A 19246-nucleotide genomic window follows, 5' to 3' on the forward strand; every position below is an offset into this window, starting at 1 on the left:
GCCGGTCAGGCGCAAGGCCATTGTGGCGGCATGACACAGACCGCCCGATCTCTGACTTTCAAATCGCCCGAAGAAACCGCCGTTTTCGCAGCGCGAATGGGAATGTCACTGTGCCCGGGCGATGTCGTTCTGCTGGAAGGCTCGATCGGCAGCGGCAAAACACATTTCGCGCGCAACCTCATTCAGTCATTGATGGCTGAGCCCGAAGATGTGCCCTCGCCAACTTTCACTTTGGTCCAGGCTTACGACACGCCATCAGGTGAAATATGGCATTGCGACCTGTATCGTCTGAGCGCGGCGGAAGAAGTTGACGAACTGGGCCTGACGGAAGCTTTTGATACAGCAATTTGCCTTGTGGAATGGCCGGACAAGCTGGGAGCTTTGGCACCCGAGACTGCGTTGAAGCTGACGTTTGAAACAGACCCTAACAATACCGAATTCCGCCGTGTGACCCTGTCTTGGACTGCTCCGAAATGGGCGGAAAAACTGGAGAGAACTGCATGACGAACAGGACGGTCCTGGCCGAAGCCCTGATTGCACAAACCCCCTGGGCCGGGGCAAAACGTACGCCGCTGGCAGGCGATGCCTCGAACCGGAGATACGAACGGCTGATCGATCCGCCCGGCGGGCGCACTGCGGTTTTGATGGACGCGCCACCCGAAAAAAGTGACGATGTTGAACCCTTCGTGCGGGTTGCCGAATACCTCCGATCGGTTGGTTTGAGCGCGCCGGAAGTCTACGCAGAAGATACCCGGTACGGTTTTCTGTTGCTGGAAGATCTGGGTGATGATCTTTTTGCGCGTGTCCTGAAAAAAGACCCGGGCAAGGAGCGCAAATTGTACCGGGCCGCCACCGACGTGTTGCTCCACCTGCATCAGGCGCCTTCTCTTTCCTTGCCGTCTTATGATCCGTCCCTCATGACGGAACTGGCTTCATTGGCCTTCACAAAATATGCGGCCGGTATCCTGGGAACATTTGACGAAGACGCCCTGGACCGGTTCGAGCACAGGTTCGCGGACATCCTGCATCGTGAAACATCCGGTGCGAAGGTGGTCATTCTCAGGGATTATCACGCGGAAAACCTGTTGTGGCTGCCGCAGCGCGAAGGTGTGAAACGCGTCGGGCTGCTGGACTTTCAGTTGGCCATGCTGGGGCACCCGGCCTACGATCTGGTGTCTCTGCTACAGGATGTACGCCGAGATGTCTCGGCCGGGATCGAAATGCAGATGATCAACCACTACATCTCTGCGTCAGGTATGGACGACCATGATTTCCGCACGGCCTACAGTGTATTGGGGGCCCAGAGAAACCTGCGTATCCTTGGCGTCTTCGCACGTCTGGCGACGGAATATGGCAAGCCTCACTACGTGGACATGATCCCGGCCGTCTGGGCACATCTGATGCGCGATCTGGATCACCCTGCCCTTGTTTCGGTGGCGCCCCTGCTGCACGAAGCTTTGCCCAGACCCACTCCGGAAAACCTGGCCAGGTTGAGAACGCAATGACCGGATCGCCATTTGCCGTAATGCTGTTCGCAGCCGGGTTCGGCACCCGCATGGGCGCGTTGACCAAAGACCGACCCAAGCCATTGATCGAAGTGTCGGGCCGACCACTGATTGATCATGCGCTTGGCCTTGTCGAAGATCTTGACCCTGTCCGTACTGTCGCCAACCTGCATTATCACGCTGATCAGCTCGCAGCGCATCTCCGTCCCAAGGGTGTTCTGCTGTCTCGGGAAGACTCTGAAATCTTGGAAACAGGCGGCGGATTGCGGGCAGCTTTGCCAATGTTGGGCACCGACCCCGTATTCACGTTGAACACCGACGCGATCTGGTCCGGGCCAAACCCTTTGACCCTTTTGCAGAAAGCTTGGGACCCGAGCCGTATGGACGCGCTACTGATGTGCGTTCCTGTTGGGCGAACTGTTGGTCATATTGGATCAGGTGATTTCACGGCCGAAAAAGGCGGACGGATCACGCGTGGTCCCGGTTTGGTTTATGGTGGGGCACAGATCCTCAAGACCGATGGATTGCATTCGTTCTCGCAAACTACATTTTCGCTCAACCTGCTTTGGAACCAGATGCATGATCGGGGTCGACTTTTTGCGGTCGAATACCCCGGACGCTGGTGTGATGTAGGCCGCCCCGAAGGCATCGCTCTGGCCGAGGGTTTGCTGGCTGATGTTTGAGTCTGGTACCCTGCCCCGAGTTTTTGCCGTGCCCCCCGGTACGGATTTCCCAAAGGCATTGGTCGATGGCCTGCGGCAACGCTGTTCTGGCCCGCCCGAAGCTTTGGCGCGGGTAGAGTTGGTTCTGAATACAAGACGCATGGAGCGGCGCGTCCGCGAACTGTTCAATCAGGGGCCGCCGTGCCTTCTGCCCCGTCTCTCGTTGGTGACGGACCTGGGCGAAAGCGTTGATCTGGCGCAAATTCCACCAGCCATCCCACCCCTGCGGCGGCGTCTTGAATTGACTCAGCTGGTATCCAAGCTGCTGGAACAACAGCCGGATCTGGCCGCCCGATCCTCGGTCTTCGACCTGTCCGACAGTCTGGCCGCACTGATTGACGAAATGCAGGGCGAGGGCGTGTCGCCCGAGGCGATCCGGCAGCTGGATGTCAGCGACATGTCCGGTCACTGGGCGCGGGCACAGGCTTTTATCGGCATCGCGGATCATTTCATCGACACCGAGGAGCAGACGATGGATGCACAGGCCCGCCAACGCCGCGTGGTCGAAAGCCTGATCGCACGATGGCAGATTGCCCCCCCGCAACACCCAGTCATTCTGGCGGGCTCTACCGGGTCCCGTGGCACCACCCTGACGTTGATGGAAGCCATCGCGCGCCTGCCACAAGGGGCACTGGTGCTGCCTGGGTTTGATTTCGATCAACCGGATCACGTTTGGCAGGGTTTGGATGATGCGTTGACGTCTGAAGATCACCCACAATACCGTTTCCGCAAGTTGATGCGCGCGCTGGAACTTGCACCGGGTCAGATCACCCCATGGACGGATTTTTCGGCCCCCTCACCCGCTCGTAACCGACTGGTATCCCTGGCTTTACGTCCGGCACCCATCACCGACGCCTGGATGATCGAAGGCCCCAAACTGGCCGATTTGGAAGGCGCGTCCAAAGACCTGACGCTGGTCGAGGCGCAATCACCCCGCGCCGAGGCATTGGCCATCGCCCTGCGACTGCGGCTAGCTGCGGAAAAAGGACAGACCGCTGCTCTGATCACGCCGGATCGCATGTTGACCCGCCAGGTCAGCGCCGCGCTGGATCGGTGGAACATAGTGCCGGACGACAGTGCGGGCCTGCCGCTGCAACTTTCCCCGCCGGGTCGTTTTCTTCGTCATGTGGCCAACCTGTTCACGCGCCGTCTGGAGGGTGAGACGCTGCTGACCCTTTTGAAGCACCCGCTTTGTCATGACAGCGGTGAACGCGGAAACCATTTGCTGCTTACGCGTGATCTGGAGCTTGACCTGCGCCGCCACGGCCCGCCCTTTCCTGACAGCGCAAGCCTCACTGCTTTTGCAGTGCGTAAAGAAGCCCCGGAAAGCTGGGTCAAATGGGTCGTGTATCACTTCTGCGACCAGCAGATCACCAATGAACTGCACCTCGCAGACTGGGTGGAGCGTTTGATGGAACTGGCCGAGGCGATCTCGGCTGGCAGCACGGGTGAAACAAGTACTCTGTGGGAAAAAAACGCAGGCAAAAAGGCGCTGGAGGTAGTGAATTCACTCAGGGCAGAGGCGGAGCATGGCGGCCTGATGACGGCCCATGATTTTTCCGATCTGCTGGGCGCTTTGCTTGCGGGTGAAGAGGTTCGTGACCGGGATGCGCCGCACCCGCACATCATGATCTGGGGCACGCTCGAGGCGCGGGTGCAGGGTGCTGACCTGCTGATCCTTGGTGGGTTGAATGAAGGAAGCTGGCCAGAGGCGCCAACACCTGATCCCTGGCTGAACCGGCAGATGCGTGACAAAGCGGGTTTGTTGCTGCCCGAGCGCCGGATCGGCCTGTCTGCGCATGACTTCCAGCAGGCCATCGGCGCACCAGAAGTGTGGTTGACCCGCGCGACCCGCTCGGATGATGCCGAGACGGTTCCGTCACGTTGGCTGAACCGGCTGACCAACCTGTTGCAGGGTTTGCCGGGTCAGGGTGGCCCCGAAGCTCTGGCCAAAATGCGCGCTCAGGGCGAAAAATGGCTGAACTGGTCCGAGGCTCTGGAAGATGCGCCGCCTGTCGACCCCGCACCGCGCCCATCTCCGCGTCCACCGGTCGCCGCACGTCCGCGCCGTCTGTCTGTGACGGAGATAAAAAAGCTGATCCGTGACCCATACGCGATATACGCCAAACATGTGCTTCGTCTGAAACCGCTTGATCCGCTTGTGCAGGCCCCCGATGCCTTGCTGAGAGGGATTGTGATTCACGAAATCCTTGAGCACTTCATCAAGGACAGTGTCCTCGACAGCGCTTTGCTGACGCGGGAAAACTTCCTGAAACGGGCGCACACCCTGTTGGATCAGCATGTCGCCTGGCCGACCGCCAGAAAACTGTGGCTGGCCCGTTTGGAACGGATCGCGGAGGACTTCCTCGGTGCGGAGCTCGCGCGCCGGACTGATGGCGGGCCGGTGGCGTTTGAGGCGGCGATGAAGCAGGTGCTGAACCCTCTGGATTTCACCATTGTCGGGCGCGCGGACAGGATCGATTTCAACCGCCGGGGCGCGTTGCGGATCATCGACTATAAAACCGGCGCACCACCGACGGAAAGCCAGCAATCCAAATTTGACAAGCAGTTGCTGATCGAGGCGGCGATGGCCGAGCAGGGCGGGATTGAGGGCCTTGACCCGACAGGCGTGGCCGAAGCCATCTTCATCGGTATGGGTGGTAGTTACAAGGAGGTTACCGCGCCCTTGGAAAAAGAACCGACCGACAAGGTTCTTGCCGAGCTGAAAGAGTTGATTTCAGCTTATTTAGAGCCTGTTCAGGGGTTCTCGTCCCGTCGTATGCTGCACAAGGATTCAGATATCGGCGATTATGATCACCTCGCTCGGTTCGGCGAATGGGACCGTACAGCCGAAACATGCCATGAGGACCTGACATGAGCCCGCGCAACGATGCAACTGAACGGCAAGTGCAGGCCGCGCGCCCCGATGCCTCGACCTGGCTGGCGGCCAATGCCGGATCGGGCAAGACACGGGTTTTGACGGACCGGGTGGCGCGTTTGCTGCTGGACGGAGTCCAGCCTCAGCACATCCTGTGCCTGACTTACACCAAAGCCGCCGCCAGCGAGATGCAGAACAGGTTGTTCAAGCGCCTTGGTGAGTGGGCAATGCTGGATAACAGCTCTCTGCTGGAACAGCTGACCGACCTCGGTGTACCCGGTGAAATCAGCTCGGACAAGCTGGCGCAAGCACGCACCCTGTTTGCCCGCGCCATCGAGACGCCAGGTGGTCTGAAAATCCAGACCATCCACTCGTTCTGCGCCTCGTTGCTGCGAAGATTCCCGCTCGAGGCTGGTGTCAGTCCGCAATTTTCCGAGATGGAAGACCGCGCAGCAACCTTGTTGCGAGAGGAGATTGTCGAGGATTTCGCCGAAGGCCCTCAGGCCGGATTGATTGAAGATGTGGCCCGGTTTGTCACGGATACGGGTTTTGACAAACTGACTGCTGCAATCACGCAAAAGCGCAATTTGTTTGCACAGCGACTGGAGTGGTCCGACCTGCTGCACCGCTTCGGTTTGCCCGCCGGGTTTGACGAAACAAGTCTGCTTGAGCGGATTTTTCTTGGTGGCGAAGTCGAGCTGATCCGATCCATGCTGCCCGCTTTGACCGAAAGCGGCGGCAACAACGCCAAGGCCGCCGTGAAGCTGGCTGGGTTCAACGAAGTGCGGTTGGCACATCTACCCATGTTGGAAAGCGTGTTTCTGACGGGGAAGGGCGCAAAGGAACCCTTCACGGCCAAACTCAACGCTTTTCCGACCAAACCCCTGCGCGAAGGTGTGCTGGCCGACCGGATGCCGCAGCTCGAGGCCTTCATGCTGCGGATCGAAGCCGCACGAGAACAACGTCTGGCACTGGTCGCGTCTCAGAAAACTGCTGTATTGCAACGCTTTGCCGCTGCATTCCTGCCGGAATACGAACGGCGCAAGCAACTGCGCGGCTGGCTGGATTTCGACGACTTGATCCTGCGCGCACGGCAGGTGTTGAACGATCCGGCAGTGGCCGAATGGGTGCTGTACCGACTGGACGGGGGCATCGATCATATTCTTGTGGACGAAGCGCAAGACACCAGCCCCGATCAATGGGACGTGATAGAGAAACTGGCACAGGAATTCACCAGCGGGGAAGGGGCCCGATCCGGTGTTGAGCGCACGATCTTCGTCGTCGGCGACAAGAAACAATCGATCTATTCCTTTCAGGGTGCCGATCCACAGGCCTTTGACAGAATGCAGGAAGAGTTTGGCCGGAAACTCGCTGAATCAGGCTCTAAACTGTGGGATTCGACGTTGGAATACTCGTTCCGATCCTCCAGCGCGATCCTGACTCTGGTCGATATCCTGTTTGAAAACCGCTCTGATGCGGGGTTTCGCAAGGACAGTCAACACCGTGCTTTCAAGGCCGATCTGCCAGGTCGTGTTGATCTTTGGCCCGTTGTCGAAAAAGTTGCAGATGCCGAAGACGGGGATTGGACCGATCCGGTTGATCGTCCCGGCGCACGGCATCACACCGTCATTCTGGCCGAGAAGGTTGCACAGTCGATCAAAAACATGATCGAACGGGGTGAGACAATCCCGGAAGATGGCAAACCCGGCCAATTCGTTCGTCGAAAAGTGCAGCCAGGGGATTTTTTGATCCTTGTGCAACGCCGCTCGGACCTGTTTGCCGAGATCATCCGGGCCTGCAAGGCGCTGCACCTGCCCATCGCCGGAGCAGATCGGCTGAAAGTGGGCGCTGAACTGGCGGTCAAGGATCTTGCGGCATTGCTCAGCTTTCTGGCCACGCCCGAAGACAGCCTGTCCCTGGCAACGGTTCTCAAGTCCCCCTTGTTCGGATGGTCCGAGCAGCGGCTTTTCGACCTGGCGCATCGACGACAAGAGAAGTTCCTTTGGGCCGCACTGCGTAACCGAGCGGAGGAGTTCCCCAAAACACTGTCCGTGCTGAATGATCTGCGCAGCCAGATCGACTTTCTGCGCCCCTATGATCTGATCGAACGTATTTTGACCCGCCACGACGGACGGCGCAAATTACTGGGCCGCTTGGGGGCAGAAGCCGAAGACGGCATCAATGCGCTGTTGTCCCAGGCACTGGCCTATGAGCGAACGGATATCCCCAGCCTGACGGGGTTTCTGGTCTGGATGCAGACCGACGATCTGGAAATCAAAAGACAGATGAGCGGTGTCGGCAAAATGATCCGCGTGATGACTGTGCACGGATCCAAAGGGCTGGAAGCTCCGATTGTCATCTTGCCCGATACGGGCAGGCGCCAGCCGCCACGTGATTCCGAGATCATGGTGGCCGGAGGAACTCCGCTATGGAAAGTTTCGGCAGATGTTTCGCCAAGCCTGATCAATCAGGCCCGGGACGAGGCGCGCAACCGCGAGGAAAATGAACGGCTACGGCTTCTATATGTGGCTCTAACACGAGCCGAAAAATGGCTGATTGTGGCGGCTGCTGGCGAGTTGGGGAAAGACGGCAACAGCTGGTATCAGATGGTCGAGGCGGCCATGGATCAGGCCGGGGCCGCGCAGGTACCAGGTACCGATATCCGCCGCCTGTCCCACGGAGATTGGGAGGCGGCGCCTTTGATCGATCAGCCGAACGCTGACGTTGGGCCAGTCGGTTTGCCGGACATGTTTCACCATCCGGCTCCGGACCCGGTTGCGCCTGCAAGCGCGCTCAGCCCCTCGGACTTGGGCGGCCCAAAGGCATTACCCGGTGATGCCGGCCTGGATGAAGTGGCGGCCAAACTGCGTGGAACCTACCTCCACCTTCTGCTGGAACACCTTCCCGTGGCAGAGAAAGACGTTTGGCCAAAGCTTTGCGCCCGGTTGCTACCCGATATGCAGGAAACGGACCGGCAAGAGATTTTGAACGAAGCTGCATGTGTACTGACAGCGGAAAACCTACAGCCCGTATTCGCACCTGACACGCTCGCCGAAGTGCCCATAACTTCCGATCTGAACGGGCAGCGGATGCATGGGGTTGTCGATCGTCTGATCGTATCGGATTCCGAAGTGCATGTGATTGATTTCAAATCAAATACCATCGTTCCGAACCTCGCGGACGAATGCCCCGACGGGCTGTTGCGACAGATGGGGGCATATGCTTATGCGCTGGCTCAGATCTATCCGGACCGCAGCATTCGAACCGCCATTTTGTGGACACGCACGGCAAGCCTGATGTGGTTGCCACACGATCTTGTGACAGATGCACTGGCCCGCACCCAGATATCTTGACCTTACCCGAAGCGGCACCTACGTTCTGTTCCCAAGTTTACCCCATTCAGGAGACAGAATATGTCGACCGTAGCCGTTACCGACGACACCTTTGACGCCGAAGTCAAGAATTCGACCGTTCCCGTGGTCGTGGATTTCTGGGCCGAATGGTGTGGCCCCTGCAAGCAAATTGGCCCCGCGCTGGAAGAACTGGCAGCCGAGTATGGCGACAAGGTAAAGATCGCCAAGGTCGATGTGGACAGCAACCCAAACGCGGCGGCCGCTATGGGCGTGCGCGGCATTCCGGCACTGTTCATCTTCAAGGACGGTCAGGTTGTTTCGAACCGCGCGGGCGCGGCCCCCAAAGCCGCCCTGCAAAGCTGGATCGACGAATCCATCTGATCTGGTCCTAACAGATTTTCTCGAAGGCGCCTCAGATCGGGGCGCCTTTTTTATTGAAGACATCGGAGACACCAATGGCTAAAACGCGGGTCCTTGTAGAATTCGGGATGGGCACATCCCTGCGCCGGATGGACTATACCCAGGCGTCACTGCGGGCGATCAAGGATGCGCTTTGGCACAACTCGGTCAACATGGCGGAACTGTTCGGGTTCCCGAAAGAGGCGATGATCATTGATGCCGAAATTGGGGTTCAGCAACCGGATCAGGTGGACATCGACGCGCTGAAGGCTGTCTTCCCCTACGGTCAGCCGAACATAACAATCACAAAAGGGGGATTGGACATCGCAAAGCCCCACAGTGACGGGCACACGGTCATTGCCAACGCCGCCCTGATCGTTTCCTTCGACATGGAGCCCGCACAATGAGTGAAAAACGCATCATTCTGGAGATGGGAGCGGGAAATGACCTGTACGGCCAGGACTATACCAAGGCAGCCCGCCGCGCGGTGCAGGATGCCTTGCACCATTCCTCCATCACGTTGTTTTCGAAACTGGGGATTGATCATTCCGAAATGCGTGTCAGCGTCACGATCGGCGTGCAGGATCCTGAACAGGTGGATTGCGGCCTGGTAGCTTCTGACCTGCCGCGGGGCAGGGCCGAGGTTCGCGCAGTCAAAGGTGGGCTTGACGTTGTCGATGAAGAAGCGGGTACGCGGCACGTGGTTGCTACCGCGGCGATCGAGGCTTTTCTGCCTGATCTTTCCGGAAAATACGTTCGAAGCTGAACAAAGAAAAAGCCGCTCGGAAAACCGGGCGGCTGTCTCGAATGGACGGTCTGTTGGAACGATCAGATATCGGCGATATCTGCGCGGCTCAGACCGATATCGTCCAACTGAGCGTCGCTGAGTTCCGACAGGAGTTTGCGGGTTTTGCGGGATTCTTTCCATTCAACAACGGTGTTGAAGACATTGGTGAACGTGTCCACTACGTGCAGGATGGTAGCTGCTCCGAGCGGCGCATGAATGTTAGCTGTGGTTGCCATGTGCGCAGTCCTTTGTGATGAAACAGCCGACCCGTTGTCGGTTGTGAGCCTCATGTAGTCCCGCGCGCCCGGACTCACAATTGCTGGTCCGGTAACCCCGGATTGCGTTTTTTGCATATCTTTTGGGCAAATGAAGAACGGGTTGCGCCAACCTCTGGCCCGGCCCATATATACCGCCAGCGAAAACGGAGACGATCATGGCAGACAACGACTTTCCCGGTTGGCACGGCACGACGATCATTGGCGTCAAGAAGGGCGGTCAGATCGTCATAGCCGGTGATGGGCAGGTCAGCCTGGGTCAGACCGTGATCAAGGGCACGGCGCGCAAAGTGCGCCGCCTGTCCCCCGGAGGGTCCGAAGTTGTCGCTGGCTTTGCCGGTTCGACGGCCGATGCCTTCACGTTGCTGGAGCGGCTGGAGGCCAAGCTTGAGGCAACACCAGGCCAGCTTGCCCGCGCTTCGGTGGAATTGGCGAAGGACTGGCGCACTGACAAGTACCTGCAAAAGCTTGAAGCAATGCTGATCGTCACGGACGGTAAAGATCTTTTCGTGATCACCGGCGCCGGTGACGTGCTGGAACCTGAACACAACGTGGCCGCCATCGGGTCCGGGGGAAATTTTGCTCTGGCCGCTGCGCGCGCGCTGATGGATAGTGACAAGTCGGCGGAAGAGGTCGCGCGTCAGGCAATGGCCATCGCGGCCGACATCTGCGTCTATACCAACGGCAAACTGACGGTTGAGACAATCTCAGGCTAGCAGCGCCGAGATTTCCTTGCCTTTCCAGCGGCGATGCATGCCGATCAGGCCAATAATCGCTGCGACGATCACGATGTAATAGGGCACGCGGATATCGATGCTCATCAATCCGCCCCCTATCAACGACATGATCCCGCCCGCAAGGCAGAACACCGCAGTGGTCACGCCCATGACCCAGCCCTGATCCGCTTCGCTGACGCTGGAAGAGAAAAGCCCAAGCACGGTAGGGTAAGCGATTCCGAACAAGAAATAGAAGAAAAAGACCGGCACATAACTGAACATGCCACTTGGGCTGAAGGCGAAAGCGAATCCGCAAATCACCATGACGATGAGTGACGTGTAGATTATCGCATACTTGCTGAACTTCTCCTGGGCGGGTCTCACCAGTAACGTGCTGGAAAAGGCCAGCGCGACGCCGATGACGACCATCGCCATACTGCCACCGATGACTCCGTATCCGAAGGCACTTGTCAGGAAATTGTCGACAAACACGTAGAAGGTGACGTTGGCGATCATGAAGAACGAATAGACAGGCAGGATCTTCAATACCATCGGGTGACCGCGCACTGCTATCAGGCTGTCAGTTATGTCACGGGGACGGAATACAAAGGGTGCACGATCCGCTCGGGTATCCTGGAAGAAAAACAGGACTAGAAAGATTGCTATCATCACAAGGACAAAAGCGCCATAAAATGGCGTTCTCAGCGTGGCGAAGCCGCCCAGCAGGGCGGCGTCTGATAAGACCGCGCCGATGATCGGCCCACCCACGAGGCCAAAGCTGACGCCCGTCACGATATAGCCCATGTTCCGATCCCGGTCTGTCGCGTCGGTGCTTCCGTCGATCATCGCCGCTTGCGCAATGGGTTGGTTGCCCGCAGTAAACCCGGTGATCGAACGCCCGACGATCAGCAGAAGAAGGCTGTTGAGGTAAAGCGCGGCAATGGTCAGGGCATATCCGGCCAGCGCGCCACCGAGGCACACAAGCAAAGCGTTCTTGCGCCCGATCGAGTCCGATACTTTCGAGACATAGACAACGCCCAGAAACCATGACAGGAAAAAGCATCCGATCACGAGGCCATAGTAAAAATGCCTGCGCCCCTCGGGTGTGTTTTCGGGCAGAAACCCTGATTTCGTTTCCATGATCAGCGAGTTGATGATGGGAAAGACCAGCCCCTGTCCGATCAGATCCACAAATACCACAAACAAAAGGGTAATCTTGGCGATATTTGTCATGTCTCACGCTCCTGGCCTTCAAACCCTCGATATACCGTAGCAGACGGATCCCACATTCCCCAAGCAAAGCATTTGCAAACCTGAGCCTGCATTGCTAACCAACGCGGCCATGAATACTGGCTTGGTTGTTTTCGCCCGTACCGTGATTACCTAAGCCGCATGACTCAAATGCCGACCGAAAGGACTGCCCTTTGACCGACCTGACCCCGCGCGAGATCGTCTCGGAACTGGATCGCTTCATCATCGGGCAGAAGGATGCCAAGCGTGCCGTGGCCGTCGCCCTGCGCAACCGCTGGCGCCGCAAGCAATTGCCGGACGACATCCGGGAAGAGGTCTATCCCAAGAACATCCTGATGATCGGCCCCACCGGCGTCGGCAAGACCGAAATCAGCCGACGTCTGGCGAAACTGGCCCGCGCGCCGTTTATCAAGGTCGAGGCCACCAAGTTCACCGAGGTTGGATATGTCGGTCGCGATGTGGAGCAGATTGTGCGCGATCTGGCAGACGCAGCCATCCTGCAAACCCGCGAGTTCATGCGTGAAGACGTCAAGGCCAAAGCGCATCAGGCTGCCGAAGACCGCGTGATCGAAGCAATTGCAGGCGCGGATGCGCGCGAAGGCACGCGCGAGATGTTCCGCAAGAAGCTGAAATCGGGCGAGCTGGACGACACGGTGATCGAACTGGAACTGTCCGACACCTCAAGCCCGATGCCGATGTTTGACATTCCGGGGCAGCCGGGCGGTCAGATGGGCATGATGAATCTGGGCGACATTTTCGGCAAGGCCTTTGGCGGACGCACCGTCAAGAAACGCCTGACCGTCGCAGAAAGCTATGATTTGCTGATCGGGGAAGAGGCCGACAAGCTGCTGGATGACGAAACCGTAACCCGCACCGCGCTGGAATCAGTCGAACAGAACGGCATTGTGTTTCTGGATGAGATCGACAAGGTCTGCGCCCGTTCCGACGCACGCGGCGGCGATGTCAGCCGGGAAGGGGTACAGCGCGACCTTCTGCCGTTGATCGAAGGGACAACCGTCTCGACCAAGCATGGTCCGGTCAAAACGGACCATATCCTGTTCATTGCATCGGGTGCGTTTCACATCGCCAAACCTTCGGATCTGTTGCCGGAATTACAGGGGCGTCTGCCGATCCGGGTCGAACTGCGCGCTCTGACCGAAGAAGACTTCGTGCGCATCCTGACCGAAACCGACAACGCGCTGACCCTGCAATATACTGCTTTGATGGCCACCGAGGAGGTAACAGTCAGCTTTACCGAGGACGGCATCGCGGCACTGGCGAAGATTGCTGCTGACGTGAACCAGAGCATCGAAAACATCGGCGCCCGGCGGCTCTACACTGTCATGGAGCGGGTTTTTGAAGAACTGTCCTTCGCGGCGCCAGATCAAGCCGGTACGGAAATCACTGTTAACGCGCAATTCGTTAGTGACAATCTTGGAGAATTGACCAAGTCTTCTGATCTGAGCCGTTACGTTCTGTAACACGGCCAGCCGTTTTTTGCCGTTGTTCTCGACTTGCCATGCTGGACGTTAGGCAAGAATAGGATAGCGTGTCCACGATTCACCCCGAGGTCTGGCCCGTGCTGCGCTATTTCATCATTCTGTTCGCATCCCTTTCGCTCTGCGCCTGCGTCGACCGGACGGTGTCCGAGGTCGTGCCCGATGCCGTGAACATCGGGACACCTGAAACCATCTTCGCAAGTACGACCCGCGCGCGTGAGGCCGATGGATCCTTTGGATTCCGACGCGGTGAAACACTCAAATTTCTCGAAACTACGGTTTCGATCCCACCAACGCATACTCCGGGTACGCTCCGTTTTTCCTACGCAAACCCAAATCCGCAGAAAGAGTTCGTTCTGGCAGATGTCACCGAGTTGGATGGGCCTGGTGGATTACGCAAACATCTGCGGGGTAAGGATGACGTCACGATCTTTGTGCACGGCTACAACTCGACCCAGACCGAAACGATCTTTCGCGCAGCTCAGCTGACGCATGACATCGGCCTCCCCGGGTCAACGCTGGTGTATTCGTGGCCAAGCCGTGCGACGGGTTATGGGTATGCCTACGATTTGGACAGCATGTTGTTTGCCCGCGACGGTTTGGAACAGACTATCCGCGAGCTGAAAGCAATGGGTGTCAAACGCGTTATTCTGGTGGCGCATTCCATGGGCGGTGCGTTGGCGATGGAAATGATGCGACAAACCGAACTACAAGAACCCGGATGGGCCAACCGAAACATCGATGGGGTCGTGCTGATCTCGCCCGATCTGGATCTCGATCTGTTTCGCTCGCAGATGAAACGTATCGAAAACCCGCCCGATCCTTTCCTGGTAATGGTGTCCCAAAAGGACAAGATCCTGAACATCTCGGGCCGTTTGCGTGGCACTGATGAAGGTAAGCGGTTGGGTAATATCAGCTCGATTGACTCTCTCGAAGAATTCCCGATCAGCGTGATCGACACGACGGCATTCAGCAGTGACGCGGCATCCTCGCATTTCGTTGCTGCAACCTCACCGGCCTTGTTGTCGATCCTCAACTCGTTACGGCGTGTCAACAATACCTTCGGGCGGGAAGACCGACCGGCAATTGATATTCTGGTGCCACCCAGCGAGCGAAATCCCGACGGTGCCACTGAAATTGTTCTGACAGATACCGGACAGGCACAGGTCAGCTCTCCGTGACGCGGTTTAAGCTGCGTCGGTATCTTCTGGACAATGCCACCTGGCTTGGCGGAGGCGTTCTCCTGACGTTTTTATCCAGCTTTGGGCAGACATTCTTCATCTCGATCTTTGCCGGTGATATCCGCGCGGAATTCGGTCTCGGCCACGGTGCCTGGGGTGGGCTATACACATTGGGCACAACCCTGTCGGCCATCGTGATGATCTGGGCCGGAGGGCTAACGGACATCTTTCGCGTCCGGGTGCTGGGTCCGGCGGTTTTGGCCGGTTTGACCCTGGCCGCCCTTGCCATGGCGCTGAATACCTGGCTGCTGCTGTTGCCAGTGGTGATTTTTTTGCTGCGTCTTCTCGGTCAGGGGATGAGCACGCATCTGGCCGCAGTCGCCATGGCGCGGTGGTTCACGGTCACGCGGGGCAAAGCACTTTCCATTGCATCCATCGGCTATGCCATCGGTGAGGCCTTGCTGCCCCTGATCTTTGTTGCGGCCATGGCTTACCTGGACTGGCGTTGGCTGTGGGTCATCGCGGCGGCGGTGACCGCCTTGGGTATTCCCGTGTTGATGCGGCTATTACGCGAGGAACGAACACCGCAAAGCCTTGCCAGCGAATCCTCTGCCATTGGCATGCAGGGTCGCCATTGGAGCCGTCGCGACGCGCTGTTTAACCCCTTGTTCTGGTTCATGGTGCCCGCCGTGCTTGCGCCTTCTGCATTCATTACCGCGTTTTTCTTCCATCAGATCTATCTGGCTGACGTCAAAGGCTGGCAGCATATTCAACTGGTCGCTCTGTTTCCGATCTTTACCGGAATATCACTGCTATCGATGTTTTCTGCGGGCTGGGCATTGGACAAATGGGGCACTGCGCGCATCATGCCATACTATCAGCTTCCGATGGCGGTTGGGTTTGTGGTTCTGGGCATGACTGAATCAATCAGCGGCGCGACGATTGGGTTGGTTTTTCTTGGCCTGACGGTCGGCGCAAACAGTACTTTGCCCAGTGCGTTCTGGGCAGAATTCTATGGGACCCAGCATATCGGGGCCATCAAAGCGATGGCTGCGGCTGTCATGGTGCTGGGGTCAGCCATCGGACCTGGGTTGACCGGCGTTCTGATTGACCTTGGTATTTCTCTGAACACTCAGTTTTTCTGGATTGGAATGTTCTTCGTGCTGGTATGCGTGCTGATTTGGGTCGGTATTTCCCACGCCCGTCGTGACCTTTAGCGCACGCGCCTGAGATATACGTAATAAGCCCCATCTCCGCCGTGGCTTATATGAGCAGGTGTGACCTGCATCACCGCCTGGGCCAGCGGTGGGATAGACAACCAGTGAGGAACCTGATTTCGCAGAACACCGCGCGGCGTCGGAATCGGACCGGGCTCGTCCCGATCCTTGCCTTTGCCGGTCACGACCAAAACCAGACGCTTACCCTGTGCCTGCGCGCTCAGGACAAATCGGATCAGCGCCGGATGGGCCGAAGCGACCCGCATACCGTGCAGATCCAGCTTGCCTTCGGGTTTCAGCTTGCCGCGCTTCATCCGGCCAAAGGCCTTATTGTCCATCTGAACCGGTGCTTTCCGCAGCGCATCCGTCACCGAAGGCTTCAGATCATTCGGTTTCGGCTTCACTTGATGGGCCTGTCCAAGTTCGAATGATTCAAGCCGGGGTTTCGGCGTTTTCTTGGGCTTGGGTTTCGGTAGGGAAGTCGGATGGACCGTCTGCGGGATTTCCGGATGCAGCCGCTCGGCCTGTTTGGCGACCTTCCGCCACAGCTCGATCTCTTCGCCGGTTAGTTTGCGCCGGGTCATCAGAATTCATCCGGTAGCAGGGCATAGGCACGCTGGATGGGCAGCAACACCACCATCCGGCCCGGATCTTTCAGCTTGCCCGCAGCCTGCCCGGCCTCGTCCCCTGTTCCGAAAAAGATATCGGCCCGTTGTGCGCCCTTGATGGCAGAACCAGTATCCTGCGCAATCATCAGGCGGCGAATCGGTTCGTTGCCGTCCTTTTCCACCCAAACCGGCGCGCCCAGCGGCGTATAGGCCGGGTCGGCAGCAATGCTGCGCATGGTCGTTACGGATCGGTTCATGGCACCCAGCGGCCCAAGCTCGGGCGCGACGCGTGAAACTTCGCGGAAAAACACGTATGATGGATTGTGGAGCAGCAATTCCGTACCGGCCTCGGGATACTTGCGCACCCAGGCGCGGATCATCTGCGCGCTGACCTCATGCGCGCCGAGAATGCCGCGCCGCACCAGTTCCACACCAATTGACCTATAGGGGTGACCATTCGCGCCGCCATATCCGACGCGCAAGGCGCCGCCATCCGGCAATCGAACGCGGCCCGAACCCTGGATTTGCAGAAAAAACAACTCCACGGGGTCATCGACCCAGGCAATCTCAAGCCCGCGGCCTTGCATCACATCACTGGTCAGAATTTCTCGCCGGCTCAGCCAGGACCCCTCAGCGCGAGCCTCGGGCGGCATCTTGTAGATGGGGTACCTGAAACGATCCGTCCGGGTACGCGCACCATCAAGCTCGGGTTCGAAATACCCTGTGAACAAGGCTTCCGCGCCATCTTCAACCAGAACAGGGCGAAAGAAGAGTTCAAAAAACGCCCTTGCCGCTTCCGCATCATAGGTTCTTGCCACACCGCACAGGGCCCGCCAATCGGGATCTTTCAGATCCCCGCAGGTGTTCAGAAAAACCGAAAGGGCTGCACCGTGGTCATCCTCGGCCCAACCACGCAGATCATCGAACGACAGAATGGATCGCGTTGCCTCGGCCCCGGCAGCGCTGGCAGTGGTCATTGCACCGACCAGTAAGAGCGACCGGAGCGTGGCAATCATGCGTCCGTGGCAACAAGCAGCCAGTTTGGATCGTCCTTGCCCATCACTCGGGCAAAGGTCCAACTGTCCTTTTGGCGTTTCACGGTATTGGGGCTGCCTTCTACGATATCGCCACCGCGATCCCGCACGACCGAAGTCAGCTCACCCACGAATTTCATGGTGATCTCGGCCTGATTGGTATCCTTGTCGAATTTGACATCCGTCAGGGCTGTTTCTCGGACACCGATAAACTCAGCCTCGATCGTCAGGCCCTGATCTTCTCGTGCAGAGACACCCGCAACGAAGGACTCAAAAACTTCCTCTGACAGGAATGGTTGGATCTCGTCCAGATTTCCCTTTTCATACCCCATCAGGATCATTTCATAGGCACCGCGCGCACCCTGAACAAACTCGCTGACGGAAAAACTGGGTTCAACGCGTTTCATCGCTGCCAGTGTTTGCGCCTGCTCGCTGTCTTCCGGGACATGGTCGGTGATGTCATGATCCGGGCCGCCTTCGATCACTTCGAAATCGCGGCGCGATTTATGCGCTTCGGGTTGCTGCTGCACGGGCGGTTTTTCAAAACCTTCACGCGTGCCCAATACGCTCTTGAGGCGCAGGATCAGGAAAACGGCAATTCCGGCCAGGACCAGCAACTGGATCATGGGTTCGTTCATTTCATCCTCTTTTCAGGACCGCGGCTTTGTATACGCGGCCTCATGCCACTATGTAGGTGACCGTAGGTGGCAAGTCCACAGCCCGGCCTAAGGGAAAGGATAACGCAAATGTATCTGTTCTTGGCATTTTTGTTGGTGCCCATCATCGAGATCGCGCTGTTTATTCAGGTCGGCGGGTTGATCGGCTTGTGGCCAACCCTTGCCATCGTAGTACTGACAGCGGTTTTGGGCACGGTTTTGGTGCGGACACAAGGTCGCATGGCGTTGGGAAACCTGCAACGGTCGTTTGCCGAACTTGACGACCCGACCGAACCGCTGGCGCATGGTGCAATGATCCTCTTGTCGGGCGCTTTGTTGCTTACGCCGGGATTCTTCACTGATGCCATTGGATTTGCGTTGCTTGTTCCGGGCGTGCGGGTCGCGGTTTTCAGGTACCTGAGATCGAAAGTCACCGTTTCCCAGTTTCAGATGGGTCAAGGCCCCGGTTTTCAGTCACGGGGAAATCCGTTCGATCAGGGTGACATCATAGACGGCGACTTCACCGAAGTTCGCCCGAAAAATGATTCGTCAAAACCGTCTAAATGGGTCGAGGGGCCCCACCGGCATTGAGGTGCCGCCCCCAACTTGATAAGCAGTGGCGAATTTCATTTTTGGAGTAGATCCATGGCCGAAGAAAACGCTGCAGAAAACACTGCGGCCAAAGCCGCCCCGCAAGTTCAGATGCGTGTTCTGGGGCAGTTCATCCGCGACATGTCCTTTGAGAACGTGATGGCCCAGAAGGGTGTTTCCGGTGACGTACAGCCCGAAATCGCGGTTCAGGTGAATCTGGACGCAAAGAAACGCCCGGCAGACCACCAGTTCGAAGTGTCCGTCAAGCTGAACCTGACATCCAAAGCCAAAGGCCTGGAAGACGTTCTGTTCCTGTGTGAGCTGGACTATTGCGGCCTGTTCCACGTGGAAGGTGTGCCGGAAGACCAGTTGCACCCGTTCCTGATGATCGAATGCCCGCGGATGCTGTTCCCGTTCCTACGCCGCATTGTCAGCGACATCACCCGTGACGGCGGTTTCCCACCGGTAAATCTGGACAATATCGATTTCGTCGCCCTGTATCGCAACGAAGTGATGCGTCGTCAGGCCGAACAGTCCCAGAAGACAGACGCCTGAGGTTTTGGCCCGTGCCTGA

The 19246-nt window shown here is 57.9% G+C and carries 18 protein-coding genes and 1 pseudogene; 14 read left to right on the forward strand and 5 right to left on the reverse strand.

Annotated features, from left to right (window positions below; genetic code table 11):
* Positions 1–30: 30 nt before the first annotated feature.
* The 8 genes and pseudogenes from tsaE (at position 31) to D1823_RS14665 (ending at position 9623) form a co-directional block, all read left to right on the forward strand.
* Positions 31–504 carry a tRNA (adenosine(37)-N6)-threonylcarbamoyltransferase complex ATPase subunit type 1 TsaE gene (tsaE, locus tag D1823_RS14630; RefSeq protein WP_117871220.1) on the forward strand — a complete coding sequence of 158 codons (474 nt, stop codon included), beginning with the start codon at positions 31–33 and terminating at the stop codon, positions 502–504.
* Positions 501–1505: an aminoglycoside phosphotransferase family protein gene (locus D1823_RS14635; protein WP_117871222.1), complete on the forward strand. Its 1005-nt coding sequence runs from the start codon at positions 501–503 to the stop codon at positions 1503–1505. The genes tsaE and D1823_RS14635 overlap by 4 nt, the downstream gene beginning before the upstream one ends.
* Positions 1502–2188, forward strand: a complete 687-nt coding sequence (locus tag D1823_RS14640; RefSeq protein ID WP_117871224.1) for a nucleotidyltransferase family protein — start codon at positions 1502–1504, stop codon at positions 2186–2188. Before D1823_RS14635 ends, D1823_RS14640 begins: the two co-directional genes overlap by 4 nt.
* Positions 2181–5105 (forward strand): double-strand break repair protein AddB, encoded by a 2925-nt coding sequence (gene addB / locus D1823_RS14645; protein ID WP_117871226.1) that lies wholly within the window; start codon positions 2181–2183, stop codon positions 5103–5105. Before D1823_RS14640 ends, addB begins: the two co-directional genes overlap by 8 nt.
* Complete coding sequence (gene addA / locus D1823_RS14650; protein ID WP_117871228.1) at positions 5102–8458, forward strand: double-strand break repair helicase AddA; 3357 nt, start codon at positions 5102–5104, stop codon at positions 8456–8458. The genes addB and addA overlap by 4 nt, the downstream gene beginning before the upstream one ends.
* Before the next feature lie 51 nt (positions 8459–8509).
* Positions 8510–8839 (forward strand): annotated as a pseudogene (gene trxA / locus D1823_RS14655) (thioredoxin); the annotation flags it as partial.
* Positions 8840–8913: 74 nt separating this feature from the next.
* Positions 8914–9264 carry a Lin0512 family protein gene (locus tag D1823_RS14660; RefSeq protein WP_117871230.1) on the forward strand — a complete coding sequence of 117 codons (351 nt, stop codon included), beginning with the start codon at positions 8914–8916 and terminating at the stop codon, positions 9262–9264.
* Positions 9261–9623 (forward strand): Lin0512 family protein, encoded by a 363-nt coding sequence (locus D1823_RS14665; RefSeq protein ID WP_117871232.1) that lies wholly within the window; start codon positions 9261–9263, stop codon positions 9621–9623. Before D1823_RS14660 ends, D1823_RS14665 begins: the two co-directional genes overlap by 4 nt.
* 62 nt (positions 9624–9685) lie before the next feature.
* Here D1823_RS14665 and D1823_RS14670 read toward each other — a convergent pair whose 3' ends face one another.
* On the reverse strand, positions 9686–9880 hold the full coding sequence (locus D1823_RS14670; protein WP_117871234.1) for a DUF1127 domain-containing protein: 195 nt from the start codon (positions 9878–9880) through the stop codon (positions 9686–9688).
* Positions 9881–10077: 197 nt separating this feature from the next.
* On the opposite strand from D1823_RS14670, the gene hslV reads away from it, so the two are divergent.
* On the forward strand, positions 10078–10635 hold the full coding sequence (hslV, locus tag D1823_RS14675; protein WP_117871236.1) for an ATP-dependent protease subunit HslV: 558 nt from the start codon (positions 10078–10080) through the stop codon (positions 10633–10635).
* Here hslV and D1823_RS14680 read toward each other — a convergent pair.
* Positions 10627–11868, reverse strand: coding sequence for an MFS transporter (locus D1823_RS14680; RefSeq protein ID WP_117871238.1), 1242 nt, complete (start codon positions 11866–11868; stop codon positions 10627–10629). The two genes, hslV and D1823_RS14680, sit on opposite strands and share 9 nt — an antisense overlap.
* Positions 11869–12059: 191 nt before the next feature.
* Here D1823_RS14680 and hslU point away from each other — a divergent pair, with 191 nt between their 5' ends.
* From hslU to D1823_RS14695, 3 genes are all read left to right on the forward strand, one after another.
* Positions 12060–13367 carry an ATP-dependent protease ATPase subunit HslU gene (gene hslU / locus D1823_RS14685; protein ID WP_117871240.1) on the forward strand — a complete coding sequence of 436 codons (1308 nt, stop codon included), beginning with the start codon at positions 12060–12062 and terminating at the stop codon, positions 13365–13367.
* Between the two features lie 77 nt (positions 13368–13444).
* Positions 13445–14566 (forward strand): alpha/beta hydrolase, encoded by a 1122-nt coding sequence (locus D1823_RS14690; RefSeq protein ID WP_371415312.1) that lies wholly within the window; start codon positions 13445–13447, stop codon positions 14564–14566.
* Entirely contained in the window at positions 14563–15783 is a 1221-nt protein-coding gene (locus D1823_RS14695) for an MFS transporter (RefSeq protein ID WP_205511861.1), read from the forward strand. Before D1823_RS14690 ends, D1823_RS14695 begins: the two co-directional genes overlap by 4 nt.
* Here D1823_RS14695 and D1823_RS14700 read toward each other — a convergent pair.
* Genes D1823_RS14700 through D1823_RS14710 form a run of 3 tightly spaced genes read right to left on the reverse strand, consistent with a single transcriptional unit; the run spans position 15780 to position 18063 of the window.
* The gene (locus D1823_RS14700) at positions 15780–16367 is read right to left on the reverse strand and encodes a Smr/MutS family protein (RefSeq protein WP_117871242.1); all 588 of its coding nucleotides are present in this window, start codon (positions 16365–16367) and stop codon (positions 15780–15782) included. The two genes, D1823_RS14695 and D1823_RS14700, sit on opposite strands and share 4 nt — an antisense overlap.
* Entirely contained in the window at positions 16367–17407 is a 1041-nt protein-coding gene (locus tag D1823_RS14705) for a murein transglycosylase A (RefSeq protein ID WP_117871244.1), read from the reverse strand. Before D1823_RS14705 ends, D1823_RS14700 begins: the two co-directional genes overlap by 1 nt.
* The gene (locus D1823_RS14710) at positions 17404–18063 is read right to left on the reverse strand and encodes a Tim44/TimA family putative adaptor protein (RefSeq protein WP_117871246.1); all 660 of its coding nucleotides are present in this window, start codon (positions 18061–18063) and stop codon (positions 17404–17406) included. Before D1823_RS14710 ends, D1823_RS14705 begins: the two co-directional genes overlap by 4 nt.
* 108 nt (positions 18064–18171) lie before the next feature.
* Between D1823_RS14710 and D1823_RS14715 the strand changes: the two genes are divergently transcribed.
* Together D1823_RS14715 and secB are read left to right on the forward strand one after the other, a co-directional pair.
* Positions 18172–18672 carry an FxsA family protein gene (locus tag D1823_RS14715; RefSeq protein ID WP_117871248.1) on the forward strand — a complete coding sequence of 167 codons (501 nt, stop codon included), beginning with the start codon at positions 18172–18174 and terminating at the stop codon, positions 18670–18672.
* A gap of 54 nt (positions 18673–18726) precedes the next feature.
* Positions 18727–19227: a protein-export chaperone SecB gene (gene secB, locus D1823_RS14720; protein WP_117871250.1), complete on the forward strand. Its 501-nt coding sequence runs from the start codon at positions 18727–18729 to the stop codon at positions 19225–19227.
* Positions 19228–19246: the final 19 nt, after the last annotated feature.

It is taken from the genome of Ruegeria sp. AD91A, assembly GCF_003443535.1.
Classification (GTDB): Bacteria; Pseudomonadota; Alphaproteobacteria; order Rhodobacterales; family Rhodobacteraceae; genus Ruegeria.